The 13,819-nt window shown below is 46.9% G+C and carries 12 protein-coding genes and 1 other annotated feature; of the genes, 10 read left to right on the plus strand and 2 right to left on the minus strand.

Features of this window, described 5'->3' with window-relative positions; translation table 11 throughout:
* Positions 1 to 175 precede the first annotated feature (175 nt).
* Positions 176 to 433 (plus strand) — a binding site (T-box leader).
* 61 nt (positions 434 to 494) lie between these two features.
* A complete protein-coding gene (gene leuS, locus G9G53_RS15900) occupies positions 495 to 2,933 on the plus strand; it encodes a leucine--tRNA ligase (protein WP_165148967.1) in 2,439 nt (812 codons plus the stop codon).
* On the opposite strand, the gene comER is transcribed toward leuS, so the two are convergent.
* Positions 2,914 to 3,759, minus strand: coding sequence for a late competence protein ComER (comER, locus tag G9G53_RS15905; RefSeq protein ID WP_165148970.1), 846 nt, complete (start codon positions 3,757 to 3,759; stop codon positions 2,914 to 2,916). The genes leuS and comER overlap by 20 nt on opposite strands.
* A 294-nt stretch (positions 3,760 to 4,053) precedes the next feature.
* Between comER and G9G53_RS15910 the strand changes: the two genes are divergently transcribed.
* The 8 genes from G9G53_RS15910 (at position 4,054) to holA (ending at position 12,133) form a co-directional block, all read left to right on the plus strand.
* Complete coding sequence (locus G9G53_RS15910; protein ID WP_165148973.1) at positions 4,054 to 4,701, plus strand: ComEA family DNA-binding protein; 648 nt, start codon at positions 4,054 to 4,056, stop codon at positions 4,699 to 4,701.
* 89 nt (positions 4,702 to 4,790) lie between these two features.
* Positions 4,791 to 5,309, plus strand: coding sequence for a deoxycytidylate deaminase (locus G9G53_RS15915; RefSeq protein ID WP_069010453.1), 519 nt, complete (start codon positions 4,791 to 4,793; stop codon positions 5,307 to 5,309).
* 178 nt (positions 5,310 to 5,487) lie between these two features.
* Positions 5,488 to 5,640, plus strand: coding sequence for a hypothetical protein (locus G9G53_RS26520; RefSeq protein ID WP_238794850.1), 153 nt, complete (start codon positions 5,488 to 5,490; stop codon positions 5,638 to 5,640).
* Positions 5,570 to 8,143 (plus strand): ComEC/Rec2 family competence protein, encoded by a 2,574-nt coding sequence (locus G9G53_RS15920; protein WP_238794849.1) that lies wholly within the window; start codon positions 5,570 to 5,572, stop codon positions 8,141 to 8,143. The genes G9G53_RS26520 and G9G53_RS15920 overlap by 71 nt, the downstream gene beginning before the upstream one ends.
* Positions 8,144 to 8,269: 126 nt before the next feature.
* Entirely contained in the window at positions 8,270 to 8,482 is a 213-nt protein-coding gene (locus tag G9G53_RS15925) for a hypothetical protein (RefSeq protein WP_069010454.1), read from the plus strand.
* Positions 8,483 to 8,885: 403 nt separating this feature from the next.
* Positions 8,886 to 9,434 carry an RNA polymerase sigma factor gene (locus G9G53_RS15930; protein ID WP_013311184.1) on the plus strand — a complete coding sequence of 183 codons (549 nt, stop codon included), beginning with the start codon at positions 8,886 to 8,888 and terminating at the stop codon, positions 9,432 to 9,434.
* Positions 9,431 to 10,888: a zf-HC2 domain-containing protein gene (locus G9G53_RS15935; protein ID WP_165148979.1), complete on the plus strand. Its 1,458-nt coding sequence runs from the start codon at positions 9,431 to 9,433 to the stop codon at positions 10,886 to 10,888. Before G9G53_RS15930 ends, G9G53_RS15935 begins: the two co-directional genes overlap by 4 nt.
* Before the next feature lie 213 nt (positions 10,889 to 11,101).
* Complete coding sequence (holA, locus tag G9G53_RS15940) at positions 11,102 to 12,133, plus strand: DNA polymerase III subunit delta (RefSeq protein WP_029515366.1); 1,032 nt, start codon at positions 11,102 to 11,104, stop codon at positions 12,131 to 12,133.
* Positions 12,134 to 12,276: 143 nt separating this feature from the next.
* Here holA and rpsT read toward each other — a convergent pair whose 3' ends face one another.
* Positions 12,277 to 12,549, minus strand: coding sequence for a 30S ribosomal protein S20 (gene rpsT / locus G9G53_RS15945; RefSeq protein ID WP_013311181.1), 273 nt, complete (start codon positions 12,547 to 12,549; stop codon positions 12,277 to 12,279).
* 198 nt (positions 12,550 to 12,747) lie between these two features.
* Here rpsT and gpr point away from each other — a divergent pair, with 198 nt between their 5' ends.
* Positions 12,748 to 13,749 carry a GPR endopeptidase gene (gene gpr, locus G9G53_RS15950; RefSeq protein WP_165148982.1) on the plus strand — a complete coding sequence of 334 codons (1,002 nt, stop codon included), beginning with the start codon at positions 12,748 to 12,750 and terminating at the stop codon, positions 13,747 to 13,749.
* Positions 13,750 to 13,819 lie beyond the last annotated feature (70 nt).

Consider the following 13,819-nt stretch of genomic DNA (forward strand, 5'->3'; position numbering starts at 1 on the left):
CACCTTTCTTATCTCAACTCATCTCAATTTGAAGCGATTTAACTCGGAATTATTATAAAACATTCGTATGCATGTGTCATGAACAATTAGTATGGAGAGGGCTCTTAACACCAAAGGTAGTCCTTATTTGACTTTTTTCGCGGTTTTCAATATAATAGTGCCATTATTAACGGTTAAACAATCGCTGATGAGGAATAGTAGCTTTGTCTGGACATGTAGAGAGCCGGCGGGTGGTGCAAGCCGGTTGACAGCACAAAGTGAACTCGCCTCGGAGATATGCGTCCAACGCAGGAACGCCCTATACTGGTGCTTGTATCCTGTTATTAACCCGCATCGGATCACCTCCGTTATCAGGTGCAAAGGGAGTAGAACGCGAAGAACGCTTTCTGCTAACTAGGGTGGTACCACGGGAATATAACCTCTCGTCCCTAGCGCTGACACGCTACGGGATGCAGAGGTTTTTTTGTTGCATACCGTTTGAGGAGGAAAAGACAATGACAGACACACAGCCGAAGCACGGCTATCAACCGCAAAGTATTGAACCAAAATGGCAGAAATATTGGGATGAGAACAAGACGTTCCGCACCGGGGAAGAACCGGGCAAACCGAAGTTTTATGCTTTGGATATGTTTCCGTACCCATCTGGAGCCGGCCTGCATGTAGGCCACCCGGAGGGCTACACAGCTACGGATATTGTTTCACGTTATAAAAGAATGCGCGGCTACAACGTACTGCATCCGATGGGTTGGGACGCCTTCGGTCTGCCTGCGGAGCAGCATGCGCTGGATACAGGGGAGCACCCACGCGAAATTACGGTGAAAAACGTAAATAACTTCCGCCGTCAAATCAAATCGCTCGGCTTCTCCTACGACTGGGATCGTGAAATCAGCACGACGGATCCTGATTATTACAAATGGACACAATGGATCTTCATCCAGCTGTACAAGCGCGGCCTTGCATATGTAGCTGAAGTACCTGTGAACTGGTGCCCAGCGCTGGGAACGGTGCTGGCGAATGAAGAAGTTATTGACGGTAAGAGTGAGCGTGGCGGTCATCCGGTCGTCCGTAAACCAATGCGTCAATGGATGCTGAAAATTACGGAATACGCGGATCGTCTGCTGGATGATCTGGAGGAACTGGATTGGTCTGAGAGTATTAAGGATATGCAACGGAACTGGATCGGTAAGTCTACCGGGGCAGAGGTTCGTTTTCCGATTGAGGGCTATGACGAGCAACTCACAGTATTTACAACTCGCCCAGATACACTGTTCGGCGCAAGCTACTGTGTGCTGGCACCAGAGCAGGAATTGGTGGATATTATCACTACGCCTGAGCAAAAGGATGCTGTACAACAGTACCGTGAACAAGCTGCTCGTAAAAGCGATCTGGAGCGTACGGATCTGGCCAAGGATAAAACAGGCGTATTCACAGGAGCTTATGCAGTGAACCCAGTGAACGGCGAAAAGCTGCCGATCTGGATTGCTGACTATGTACTGGCAGGCTACGGAACTGGAGCGATTATGGCTGTACCTGCTCACGATACGCGTGACTGGGAATTTGCCAAGCAATTCGGATTGAATATCATTGAGGTTGTCCAAGGTGGAGATGTGGCTAATGAGCCATATACTGAGGATGGACCGCACGTGAATTCAGGCCCGCTGAATGGACTTACCAACGAGGAAGCGATTCCGAAGATGATTGAATGGCTGGAAGCCGAGGGCAAAGGACACGGCAAAGTCACCTACCGCCTGCGTGACTGGCTGTTCAGCCGTCAACGCTATTGGGGCGAGCCGATTCCGGTAATTCATCTGGAGGATGGAACGATCAAAACGGTTCCTGAGGACCAACTTCCGCTCGTACTGCCGGAGATGGACAATATTAAGCCTTCAGGTACAGGTGAATCCCCGCTGGCGAACGCAACAGATTGGGTGGAAACCATTGATCCTGAGACAGGTATGAAAGCACGTCGCGAGACGAATACAATGCCGCAATGGGCAGGAAGTTGCTGGTATTACCTGCGCTTTATTGATCCGAAAAATGACAAAGAGCTTGTATCCAAAGAGAAACAACGTGAATGGATGCCTGTTGATTTGTATATTGGCGGAGCTGAACATGCGGTTCTTCACTTGCTGTATGCCCGTTTCTGGCATAAGGTATTGTATGATATCGGCGTAGTGGAAACGAAAGAGCCTTTTTATAAGCTGGTCAACCAGGGTATGATTTTGGGCAACAACAATGAAAAAATGAGTAAATCACGCGGTAATGTCATTAATCCTGATGATATTGTCAATACGTTTGGCGCCGATACGCTGCGTATTTATGAGATGTTTATGGGGCCGCTGGAAGCGACCAAGCCATGGAATGAGAATGGGGTAGAGGGAGCACATCGTTTTCTGTCCCGCGTATGGCGCCTGTTTGTTTCCGAGGATGGTAGCCTGAACGATAAAATTACAAATGACGGCGGTAGCGATGAGTTCAATCGTACTTGGCATAAAACGCTGAAAAAAGTAACTGAAGATCTGGATGCACTGCGCTTCAATACAGCGATCAGCCAGCTGATGATCTTCACCAACGATGCATATAAAGCAGACCTTCTGCCGCGTGCAGCAATGGAAAACTTCGTGCAAATGCTGTCGCCGCTTGCACCCCATCTGGCCGAGGAATTGTGGCAGCTGCTGGGGCACAATGATAGCATTACCTACGCGGCTTGGCCTGCTTATGATGAAGCATGGACGGTGGACGCCGAAGTGGAAATTGTTGTGCAAGTGAATGGTAAAATTGTGCAGCGTGCAACGATTGCCAAGGATCTTGATGCTAAAGCGATGGAAGCATTCGCTGTGGCGTTGGACAATGTTCAGCAGGCACTGGCCGGCAAAACGATCCGCAAGGTAATTGCTGTTCCAGGTAAGCTGGTTAATATTGTTGCCGGTTAATTGGCTTTAATCCGAAGGAGACATCTATCTTTTGCATGTCCTCTTCATATTTGTTGTGCGTTACCTGTATCAGCTCGGGAAAGACACTATGCAGGCTGATGTCCAACAGTGCGAGAGCTTCGGCGGTAATACCTCCGGGAACCGCTACTCTGGCCTGTAACTCGGCTGGTGTCATCCCGCCTTCCGTGAGCAGCTTTCCAGTGCCGATGATCATTTCACCGGCCAGAGCGCATAGCTCCGTACGGTCCATACCTGTAGCTTGAACTGCGGCTTGAATCCACTGGTCCATAAAAAAGGCCAAGAAAGCAGGACCGCAACTCGAAAAATCCGACGTGATCCGAGTATAAGATTCTTTAACCCGAATCGGCCTGCTGATGTGGGACATAAGCTCTTCCAGAAGGAAGCGGTCCTCCTCTGTAATCCGGCTTCCATGGATGCATAGTGAGGCTCCGCTGCCTACTTGGTGGGTGATACTGGGGATAATTTTGGACACTTTAGCTTTCATTGCATGCTCTAAAATACGAATCTGCACCGGGCTTGTGATAGATACGACGATTTGCTCTTCTGTAATGACGTTGCGTATTTCATCCGTTACGGCTTTTGATTCCAGCGGCTTCACACAGATAAACAGAACATCGCTTTCCGCTGCCGTTTCACGGTTGCTTTGGGCTGCATGCAAACCTGGATAACGACGGGCTAGCTCGGTTACCTTGGAATGCGTTCGATTACTTGCTGATATTTGCTGCGGCTTGAGTGCGTTAGAATGAATAAAAGACTCAATTAGCAGACTTCCCATGCTGCCAGTCCCGATAAATCCAACTTTCATTGTTCAACGTCCTCCTTTCATACTTTGCGGTATAGACGCTGTGCTGTCAGCTGTCATTCTTCTTAGTGTATGCGCCTGGTCTTGGCCGACATGACGAATTTTATGTCTGAGCATGTTAGATCGTGCCCGGGGTCGTACCACTTTATTGTAAAAATGCTCTCAGCGAGACCGTATGGAGGTTGTTTACACCCTCCGGCTAAACGGGAATTGGACAGACTTGCTCTGTTTGATAGAGGCGGTGTTTTCAGTCGGCTCAATTTCTCGAATCCATGTGGAGTAGGGGACGATACGGAAATGAAACGCGTATGGACAGGAACAGCGATAACGCTTGCTGTAATCGGCAGTGGACTTATTTTATTTGCCGGAGGACAGCGTTCTGAGCCGCAAGAAGAGTGGACTTTACTTAACCATAAGGTGGAGCAGGCTGTGGCGATGGATTCAGAGCCAAATGAGTCGCAGCGCAGCAGTGACTTTGCCCAGGAAAAGCCTGCTGTAAAAGAACCTTCAGACAAAGCTGAGCGTAGTAGGATTGCTGAAACCGCTGATAAAGTGATACGCGATACTGTGCAGATTTCTACTGGTGCATCTGCTGCTGTGAGCGAAAACTCTATTGCGGGAAATTCGAATACCGAGAAGCAGTCAGGTGTTGCAGATCCAAGCTCAGACACAGGTATTGTCAGTTCGAGTGGTGCAACGACGAGTAGGACCAATACGGTAAGTGATTCGGTTACTACACCCGTTTCCGGCGAAAAAAAGGTAAACATCAACACGGCGACTGCTGCTGAGTTAATGGAGCTACCAGGGGTTGGGGCTAAAAAAGCCGAGGCTATTTTAAACTATCGTAATCAACATGGGGTGTTCAAACGTGTGAACGATTTGGATCATGTAAAGGGAATCGGAGCTAAAATGTTGGCGAAAATGAAGCCGTATGTCAGCTTGTAACTTATATAAGAATTACAATCTACAGGCTCTGAGAACGGCAATAGCGGAAATGTTTTACGTTTTAACTTGTTTATACGGGAGAGATGGAAATGAGTGCAGATGTACGCAAGGACTGGGACACCTACTTCATGGATATCGCTTATATGGTATCCACCCGTTCGCGCTGCGCGCGGCGTCATGTTGGAGCCGTACTTGTACAAGGTAAAAAGCTCTTGGGGACGGCCTATAATGGAGCACCATCGGGGGTGCCTGACTGTTCAGAGGCAGGTTGTATGATTTCAGAGGAGTATGAGGTCGTTCACCGTGATGGGCACGAGGAAATGGTTAAAAAGCAGCGTTGTATTCGCACTATTCATGCAGAGCAGAACCTGCTGCTGTTTACTGACCGAATTGATCGTGAAGGCTCTTCAGTATATGTCACCGACCAGCCATGCTGGACGTGTGCCAATATGTTGGCGAACAGCGGTATTGTGGAGATTGTATACCACCGACCTTATCCCAAAGATGCCGACAAGGTTCGTGCTATGATGGAGGAAAAGGGCATCGCTTTTCGCATGCTGAAGACCTATCATCCACCAAAAGAAACGCTGATGGATGTTATGAATTAAAAAGTAAACGAGGAAGAACCTCTGACGAATGCTATTTTGTCAGAGGTTCTTTTTGTTTTGTGTTTTTAAACAGAAAGCAATGTTTGCTACCGGAAGGTGATCGTATTCAAGCTAAGCTTGTGTTAACTAGACCTATATTGACCCTTACTGTTTGTTGGATTACAGGAAGTGCAGGAGCATGTCTGTATTCTGGACGTATGCTTTTGTTACTCTGGGCGGGGATTACTCTGATCTTTCCGCTTATAGCTTTATTGATGAAAATCCCCATCCGGCATATGGTGTTACTTTGGCTTGTATTCAGCGGAGGTGGATTTCATTGGTTTTGGCATGATATGCATAATGTTAGCAGTATTCCCGATGCTCTTCATGTATCGTCATCTATGGTGGAAGACATGCCTGTTCAAGCAGCAGGGTTTATCGCTTCTGAAGTGCAGGTAGATGGTGATCGAACACAGTTTGAGATGAGAGTTACTTCAATCAATCACTTCGGAAATCATTCGAACAAGGACGAGAATCGTGCACCAATTTCTGAACAGGTCATTGTTCATATCAAGTTGGCTGCCAAGCAGGAACAGCAACTTGCGGCAGCATGGCAACGTGGAGATGCGATCCTACTGCGTGGCACCTTAAAGGCTCCTGCAAAAGCGGGGAACTTTGGTGGCTTTGATTACAGTGAATACCTGCACACACAGGAAATCCACTGGTTTTTCAAAGGCGATGGGGCAGCCTCGTTACAGAAGCAGGATGCTTCACTATGGAACCGCTACACTTTGTTCAGGTGGAATGACCAGCTTAGGGAGCAGCTAGGACAGAGAATGGAACTGGCATTTACATCGCTTCATCACGCAGGATATATGAAAGGACTGGTACTTGGGGTAACAGATGAGTTGGACCCAGCAACCTATAACGAGTTTACGCAGCTTGGTTTAACGCATATTTTAGCAATATCGGGCATGCATGTGGCGGTATATGCAGCTACACTATTATATCTACTCAGGCTGTTACGAGTTAGCCGCGAGACATCTCTTACGGTCGTGATGATACTCATTCCGGCTTATGTCCTGCTGACTGGTACTTCTGCCTCTGTTGTGAGGGCAGGAATTATGGCGATGATCGGCTTGTTTGCAGCCCGACGAGGGTTGCTCAAAGACGGACTTAATATTCTAAGTATATCCGCGCTGCTCATGCTGATTTGGAATCCATATTATCTACTTAGCGTCAGCTTTCAGCTTTCCTTTTTGGTGACAGGTGGGTTGCTCATTTATATGCCGCTTATGAAGCCGTTTTTCGCCAAATGGCCTTTCCTGATCGGCGGTGAAGTTGCGATTACAATTACGGCACAGCTTGTTTCGTTTCCAATGACGGTATTCTACTTTAATCAATTTTCGCTGCTATCATTTGCGGCCAATTTTGTGCTTGTACCTCTTATTACATATATCGTGCTTCCATTGGGTACGGTGGCGATGGGAGTTGCCTTTTTGTGGGGGGATGGGGCTCGCATTTTTGCTTGGCCGGCAGAGCAATTGAACGATTTGACCTTTTTACTAGTAAAATGGCTGAATGTGGATGATGCTTATGTGAGTATTTGGCCGTCTTCCTCCATTCTGTGGGTCATAGCGTATTACGTAGCTTTGTACAGTGTTTTGTACTGGCTCACAACATGGCTGACATCCCGCAGAAAAACGAACGACATTACCGTCTTGGACTCTACTCCCAATTCATCAACTATCTATACAGGATTAGCAGCTTCTTCAGAGTGGGCGGCTATATTGCATACGGCTCTTGAACCTGAGGGAGCAGGGAGATTTGCGCGTCGACAGTGGAATGGTTATCGTCATTTGGCACTGGCTCTAAGTGTTATTGCTTGGCTTGGAATATTGTATACAGGTTACCAATCTCCTGGTGAGGGGAATACGGGAATTGTTCAATATCTGGATGTGGGCCAAGGTGACAGCATTTTAATCACAACGCCGGGCGGGAAACATATCTTGGTTGATGGCGGGGGAACAATGGACTTTGCAACAGGGAAAAATGCTTGGCGCAAGCGTGCAGATCCCTACGAGGTAGGTAAAGATACGCTTGTACCCTTACTAAAGCAACGAGGTGTGCATCGACTAGATGCTGTCATTTTAACACACGGAGATCATGATCATGCCGGAGGATTACAAGCTGTGCTTGACCAGATTCCCGTATCTACCTTGTTTTTTAATGGTACCCTGACAGATAAAGCTCCATTCCGTAAGCTGTTGAACACGGCTTTAGATAAGCAGATCAAGCTGTACGGGGCACATCATAGCATGGAATGGGAACCAGACCAGGCTACGAAAATCCGCTTTCTCTATCCGTTTACGCTACCGGATAACGAATCTGAACAGCTGCCTGTTATGAAGGAACAAAATCATTACTCTGTTGCCATGATATTGGAGATGGAGGGAGCCTCCTTTTTGTTCACAGGAGATATGGATGATGCAGCAGAGTCATTGTTGCTTGCTGAATTAACCCCTTCTTCATTCCGTTTGAAAGATGAGGGAGCAACGGGAGGGGCAAGGAATGCTATAGATGTCATGAAAATAGCACATCACGGCAGCAAGTATTCTACCTCGGAAGAGTGGTTATCCTACTGGCGACCGAGAGTATCTGTCATTTCGGTCGGTGCGACCAATACTTACGGACATCCGAATGAAGCGGTATTGGAACGTTTGTCAGCAGTTGATTCTGCTATATATCGAACCGATACGATGGGAGAGATACAGATTCGAGCACAGCAAGGAAAACTGAGTGTGCGGTACCAACGCAAACAGTACAAAACAGATACGAATACAACAACACACTAAAACGGGTGCTCACTCTTAGGAGTGTGTTGTTTGCTTTGAATCCAATCTACATGGACAGTAGCTGTAAGCTTTGATAGAATCAAATGAGTTATGAAAATGAGAATCATTATTAATAGGGGAAATATTGTGAGTTATTTTAAATTTAGAGCTTCAGCTTGTTTGTTCATCATTTCGTTAATGCTGGTATTGAGCGCAATGCTACAAGTGGGGGTGAGACTGCAACGGAAAGCGGTCAATCGGCTGCTGCCAAGACCACATCAACTGGAGATGAAGCTGCCACGCGTACATATGAAAGTGATAAAGGTACAATTACTCTTCTTATTTAATGTTGGGTATTAGAGGTGATGGAGCAGCCAAGGAAAAGATATTTTATCTAAAAGCGTGTGAAGAACCTTTCTGCCGTTAAATCAGGTAAAGTATATCAATACTCAATCGAAGATTTTTATTTTCAAGATCCGATTGCTCTGACTTATCAATTAGAATGCATATCGGATTTTTTGATTTCCAAGAAGTAACAATATGATCTTGCAGCTCGATAGGCTAGCATTTAGATGTAGTAGGAGCTAAGGGAAGGTGACTACCTTCCCTTTTTCTGTTATTCTAAGGGAGGATACGCTGGGGATTCTGGGCTTTTTGGTATAATTTTTTTTGTTGAAAAAATAAAATTAGTGTCAGACGTCTATCCTGCAACAATTTGTAAAAGGGATACGTCTGTAATATTGCAGGGAGAGGGGGATCCTTTGTGGTAGAGCAGGGACTCATTCGAGCCGCTCAATCGGGCGATCGCGACGCTCTCATTACCCTATTAAGAGAGATAGAACAGCATGTGTACCGTACGGCATATTACATTCTAAACAATGAGCAGGACGCCATGGATGCTTCACAAGAAGCCCTCATACGGATCTATTCCAAAATTAACTCTTATGAGGAAAAAGCGCAGTTTAAAACCTGGGTCCAACGCATTGTAACGAATATATGCATCGACAAATTCAGAAGAACGAAGCCCTCGGTTTCCATTGACGAGCACGACATGATATTCAACGATCCCCAAAATGTGGAGGTCGAGGTGTTGACCTCTTACATGGCACAGGATGTTCGTGAGGCTATACAACAGCTTCCGGAGCACCACCGGACGGTAATTGTCTTAAGATATTTGCAGGATTTCTCCTATAACGAGATTGCAGATTCTCTGGATTTGCCGCTAAATACGGTCAAGTCATACTTATATCGTGCAAGACAGCAATTGCAAGGGCTACTTCAGGAATATCAGAAAGGTGGTGTATCAGGATGAAGTGTGGGGAAGAGGTGATGGATTGGATGCAGCGTTATGTGGATCATGAGCTGGGCGAAGAAGAGACGTCCCAATTAATGAACCATATTGCGACTTGCCCGGACTGTGCGGAAAAATTTCTTATTCTTCAGACACTCTCTCGCGAGCTGGAGGAATTGCCTGCGGTTTCCCCGGCGTTCAGCCTGGTGGATTCCATCCTGCCTCAGCTTGATGCCATTGACCGCGCACGTGAAGAGCAGGGAAGTGCGCTTCAGGAAATGCAGCCTGTGGCTGTAGAGCCTGGACCAGTGCCTAGACAACGTACCCAGCCTATACCTTGGTGGAATCGAATGGCTGGGCGCGCTGCTATAGGCGTGGCTGCCGCTGCTGTTGTACTGGGGATTGTAGTATTTAACTTCGAGCCTAAAACAGTACAAGATGCGGAAGGCATACTTACTACCCAGTCGCCCGAAGTGACGAATCCGCAGAATCAGACGGAAACTCTTCCAGGTACAGCCAATGGCAGTGGAGGACATGATACAGCCATTGGTTCGGATTCTACAAAGCAGCCGTCAGAGCAGGGGCAAGAAACGGATGCATCTCAGCCACCTGCGGATAAAGATCCTGGCCTGAGCAAACAAGGTGCAACTAATGCAGACGATGAAAAGAACTCTTCCAAACGGGATGCTGGGGAACGTGACGATCAGCGAGCTGGGGAGGAAGATTCGACGAAGTCTGCACAAGCCGAACATTCTTCTCGTCAGGATGAAGGGCATGGACAGCTACGTACGGATCGTCAGGTGACAAAGGAAAATCCGTCTGCTGGAGATGCTCCTAAATCTGAGGACAAACAGCTAAGTCAGGAAAAATCTGATCAATCCACGATTGCTCCTGATGAACAGTTGGAACCGAAAATGGAAAAAGCACCCCTAGCGGGTACTGCTCAGGACGATAATAATGGTAACACAAGTACGAATGATTCATCTTCGTCGCTTAGTCAGGATTTGAAGGTACAGGATCGAATTGCGTCAAATGAAGCGTCGAAAGAAGCGACTTCCAGAAGCATCACCAAGGATTCGGGCAATGCCTTGGGAACGGATAGCAGCAATGCAGCTTCTAATGATCAGCAATCATCCGTGTCACAAGACCCGGTTCGTAAAGAAGGCTTTGTATCTAATTCACTGGTCTCTCCGGACAACAATAATGCTTCCAACTATAGTGCCCAATCTGTCTCTACAGATCAGCTCAACTCGCCTGATGGTAGCTATGCGGTGGCTATTGAGGGCAAAAAGCTGAAAGTGTATAAGCTTTCCGATAACGGTGTAGACCGAACAACACTGGAAGTCCGTACTCTAAAAGGTGCCTGGGTCAAAGGAAGCTGGTCGGAAGACAGCCAGACCTTTATGTATGAGACGGAGCAGGATGGGACTGCAAGTAAATATACGTACACCGTTCCGCGCAGCACTGGAAAATAGTTTCCCGAAGTTGACACACTTTTAAAAACAGGGAATAAACTATATGAACCGACGTCGTATCCCGACGGCCGAAAGTTTCTAGAGCTTTCTGCTGCCGTGTTGATATAGATGGTGGTGAAGGGATCCTGCCTATAGGTAGGGTCCCTTCGTTTGTGTCATGACTTGCCTTCCGCTCGGATGTCAGGTACGATCAGTGGGTGGGGGGAACGGAAAATGGATGTAAAAACAGCCTCTAAGGCTATTCGCAAAGGCGACATTTCGCCAGTGTATTTGCTATACGGTAGTGAAAAATACCAAATGAAGCAGTTTGTTGAGATGCTTAAAGAGAAAGTGGTGGAAGAGGAGCATCGTGACTTCGCCATCATTCCTTATGATTTAACCGAAACGCCAATTGAGGTGGTTGTGGAGGAGGCGGAAACAGCGCCTTTTCTGGTACCAAAGAAGCTGATTATTGTACGGGATACCAGTGTATTTGCAGCAGGCAAAGATAGCGGTAAGATAGAGCACCGGCTTGAGACGCTGTTGACTTATATGGATAACCCGACTGACTATAGCGTCATCGTTTTTACGGTTCAGGCTGAAAAGTTGGATGAACGGAAAAAGATTGTCAAAAAGCTAAAAAGTGATGCTTCGGTTATTGCCTTTGCTCCAATGGGTGGAGATGATCTTGTGGCTTGGATCCATAAGCGTGCAGGAGAAAGAGAAGTGCAATTGGCTGCAGGAGCTGCTGAAAGCCTCATTCAATTCACAGGTACTGGGCTGCAATCCTTGGCTGCCGAGATAGACAAGCTGTGTTTATACGCAGGAGCACAGGGAACGATTTCATCCGCTGATATAGAATCTCTGGTGCCTCGTAACACAGAGCAAAACGTATTTGCGATGGTTGAGGATCTGGCTAATTTGCGGCTGGATAAGGCGCTCAGTATTTTTTATGAGTTGCTTAAGCAAAAAGAGGAACCGATCAAGATTGCCGCTTTGATCACGCGACAGTTCCGTATTATGTTGCAGGTCAAAGAGCTGGCAGGTCAAAGCTATTCCCAGCAACAAATTGCGAGTCAGCTTAGTTTGCATCCTTATGGGGTGAAAGTTGCAGGGGACCAAGCGCGGAGGTTCCGCCCTGAGCAGCTGCGTCAGCTTCTCTACGAATTGGGCGAGCTGGATTATCATATGAAAACAGGTGTCGTTGACAAGGTACTGGGACTGGAGCTATTTTTGATGAAAATGGGTGCGGGGGCTTCGATCTAATTCCACTCATGTGCTGCTAATAGAGTCAACTTATGTAGCGCAGAACGCTGATGCTGTAAACGAATAAAAGTTATAAACTAAAAAAACCTGATCAGCCAAGGCTGGTCAGGTTTTTTTCATTAACGTATGAAAGTAGCTCTTGCTTACGCTTGAGCTGTAAGAGCGTTAAGTTTTTTCGCCAAGCGAGATTTCTTGCGAGCAGCTGCATTTTTGTGGATCAGACCTTTAGTTACAGCCTTGTCCAGCTTTTGGGAAGCTACTTTGAAAGCAGCAGCAGCAGTTTCAGCTTCGTTACCTACCAACGCTGTATCGGCAGCTTTTACTGCTGTACGAAGCGCGGATTTTTGGGAAGCGTTCAACGCACGGCGTTTGTCGCTAGTTTTAACGCGTTTGATAGCGGATTTGATGTTTGGCATTACATTCACCTCCTGTAAAGGCATTACTTATGAACACAAACGTTTCACAACTTAAAATATTTTAGCATGCCACACCTCAAATTGCAATAAGAAAACATTCTGAGGCGATGCGAATTACAGGATGAAAATGGATATGCATAAAGCTGTTGGGTGTCTCGCACACTATAGTCAAAGATGGTATCCAAGGAGGCTTAAAAGATGGATCTAGATTTGCAGAAGTATGCGGTACGCACGGATTTGGCATTAGAGGCAAGAGAACTGGCTGAACGGGATCAGCCTGTACCCCTGGCGGGCATAAATGAGAATGTGGAGGAAGATAACGGAATCAAAATCACACGGTTGGATGTACTGAATGAAGAAGGAGCCAACCGTATTGGGCGGGTACAAGGGCATTACGTCACACTGGAAGTACCCGGCTTGCGTGAAGGCGATACGGGGCTCCAGCAACGTGTAGCTATTGCATTTGCAAAAGAAATGGAGCATTTTATACAAAAAATAGGGATTTCTAATACGGCAAAGGTACTGGTGGTAGGTCTGGGCAACTGGAACGTCACTCCCGATTCACTGGGTCCGCTTGTCGTTGAGAATTTGATGGTGACTCGTCAATTTTTTGAACTGACACCTGATCAAATCAACCCGGGCTATCGGGATGTGAGCGCAATTGCGCCGGGCGTCCTGGGTATTACGGGGATTGAGTCCAGTGAAATCGTTCAAGGCATCGTGGATCGCACAAAGCCAGAACTGATTATTGCCATTGACGCACTGGCGTCACGTTCACTGGAGCGTGTCAATACGACCATTCAGGTGGCCGATATCGGGATACATCCGGGTTCAGGTATTGGCAACAAGCGGCGCGGTATCACCAAGGATATTATGGGTGTTCCGTGTATCGCTATCGGCGTTCCAACGGTATGCTACGCTTCGACCATTGTCAATAACGTAATTGAACTGATGAAAACACATTTTACCAAAGAAAAGGCTTCTACAAAAGCAATCCTGGGGATGCTGGACGATATTTCAGAACCTGAGAGACTTGGGCTGGTGAGAGAGGTACTGCAACCGCTGGGACATGATCTGATTGTGACTCCTAAAGAAATCGATGAATTTATTGAAGATATCGCGAACATCATTGCTACTGGATTGAACGCTGCTCTGCACGAAGCTGTGGATCCTGGCAATGTTGCCGCATATACGCATTAATCAAGGGTTGATAAAATCGTATTTCACACAAAAGTCTCTATTTAACAGGAATCTAATCTCTTTCAAAAAG

Source organism: Paenibacillus sp. EKM206P (genome assembly GCF_011066155.1).
GTDB lineage: Bacteria > Bacillota > Bacilli > Paenibacillales > Paenibacillaceae > Paenibacillus > Paenibacillus polymyxa_D.

Excerpts from the sequence above, each read along its gene's own strand:
- leuS (WP_165148967.1), top strand. The coding sequence starts at position 495 with ATGACAGACACACAGCCGAAGCACGGCTATCAACCGCAAAGTATTGAA.
- comER (WP_165148970.1), bottom strand. The coding sequence starts at position 3,759 with ATGAAAGTTGGATTTATCGGGACTGGCAGCATGGGAAGTCTGCTAATT.
- G9G53_RS15910 (WP_165148973.1), top strand. The coding sequence starts at position 4,054 with ATGAAACGCGTATGGACAGGAACAGCGATAACGCTTGCTGTAATCGGC.
- G9G53_RS15915 (WP_069010453.1), top strand. The coding sequence starts at position 4,791 with ATGAGTGCAGATGTACGCAAGGACTGGGACACCTACTTCATGGATATC.
- G9G53_RS26520 (WP_238794850.1), top strand. The coding sequence starts at position 5,488 with ATGTCTGTATTCTGGACGTATGCTTTTGTTACTCTGGGCGGGGATTAC.
- G9G53_RS15935 (WP_165148979.1), top strand. The coding sequence starts at position 9,431 with ATGAAGTGTGGGGAAGAGGTGATGGATTGGATGCAGCGTTATGTGGAT.
- holA (WP_029515366.1), top strand. The coding sequence starts at position 11,102 with ATGGATGTAAAAACAGCCTCTAAGGCTATTCGCAAAGGCGACATTTCG.
- rpsT (WP_013311181.1), bottom strand. The coding sequence starts at position 12,549 with ATGCCAAACATCAAATCCGCTATCAAACGCGTTAAAACTAGCGACAAA.
- gpr (WP_165148982.1), top strand. The coding sequence starts at position 12,748 with ATGGATCTAGATTTGCAGAAGTATGCGGTACGCACGGATTTGGCATTA.